This window comes from Streptomyces sp. C, from assembly GCF_000158895.1.
Taxonomy (GTDB): Bacteria; Actinomycetota; Actinomycetes; order Streptomycetales; family Streptomycetaceae; genus Streptomyces; species Streptomyces racemochromogenes.
The window spans coordinates 6,564,689-6,565,981 of record NZ_GG657750.1 but is presented as its reverse complement, the minus strand read 5'-3'; the positions used below and the strand labels follow the sequence as shown (position 1 = coordinate 6,565,981).

1 protein-coding gene is annotated in these 1,293 nt (G+C 77.2%); it reads right to left on the bottom strand.

Features of this window, described 5'->3' with window-relative positions; all coding sequences use genetic code 11:
- Window positions 1–278 precede the first annotated feature (278 nt).
- Complete coding sequence (locus SSNG_RS29460; protein ID WP_007267584.1) at window positions 279–1,250, bottom strand: GlxA family transcriptional regulator; 972 nt, start codon at window positions 1,248–1,250, stop codon at window positions 279–281.
- Between the last annotated feature and the right edge of the window lie 43 nt (window positions 1,251–1,293).

Genomic DNA, 1,293 nt, shown 5'->3' with positions numbered 1-1,293 from the left:
CCACCACACCCAGCCCCGCCGGCGCTTGAGGCGCGGCTCCGGGCGGAGCCCGGCCCTTCCAGCCCCGCCGGCGCTTGAGGCACGGGTCCGGGCGGAGCCCGGGGAACGGTGGAAGGGCGGGTAGGGGACCTCGCCCCGCGCAGCGGCCCACCCACCCGCAGCCGACCTACCGGCCCCAACCAGGGGCACCGGCCCCGCCCCGGGTCCGACGGCCGGAGGCTGTCGCAGCGGCGCGTAGCCCGGGAGGCCGCCTGCGGCCGAGCGGTGCGAGGGTCGCGTCAGGAAGGGGCGGCGCGGCGGCCGAAGCGGCGGCGGTATTCGGCTGGGGGCTGGCCCAGGGTTTTGACGAAGGCCCGGCGGAGGGCCTCCGGGGTGCCGTAGCCGCACGAGCGGGCGATCTGCGCGATCCCCTCCCCGCCCTCCTCCAGCAGCCGCCGCGCGTGCTCCACCCGCACCCGTTCCACGTACCGCCCCGGCGTCACCCCCGTCTCCGCCTGGAAGGCCCGCGCGAAGTGCCGCGGCGACAGCGCCGCCCGGGCCGCCAGGGCCTCCACGCCCAGGTCTCCGTCCGGGTGCTCGGCGATCCACTGCTGGACGTCCCGCAGCGGCTCCCGCCGGGCCGTCTGCGCCGCCAGCTGCGCGCTGAACTGCGCCTGGTTCCCGGGGCGGCGCAGGAACACCACCAGGTGCCGGGCGATCACCAGCGCCGCGTCCCGCCCCAGGTCCTCCTCCACCAGCGCCAGCGCGAGGTCGATCCCGGCGGTGACCCCGGCCGAGGTGGCCACGGGGCCGTCGCGGACGTAGATGGGGTCCGGTTCCACCGACACCCTCGGGTAGTCCCGGGCCATCCGCTCGCACACCGACCAGTGCGACGTGGCCCGCCGCCCGTCCAGCAGCCCGGCCTCGGCCAGCAGCAGTCCGCCGGTGCAGACCGACACCAGCCGGCCCGCGCGCCCCCCGTACGCGCGCAGCCAGCCGGTGAGCCTCGGTTCGAAGTCGGCCGTGTAGCGCCCGCCGGGCACCAGGAGGGTGGTCTGCGGGCCGGGGCGGGCGCCCTCCAGGTCGCCGTGCGGCAGCAGGGTCAGCCCGCTGCTGGTGCGCACCGGAGCGCCGCCGAGGGAGACGGTGCGGATGGCGTACCCCTCCTCCCCCGGGAGGCGGCCGGCTCCGTCGAAGACCTCGACGGGGCCGGTGACGTCCAGGCTCTGCACCCCGTCGTAGAGGACGACGAGCACGTTTCGCGGTGACATGGCTCCATCCTGTGACTCGTGGCGCGATGGCCGCAATGACGGG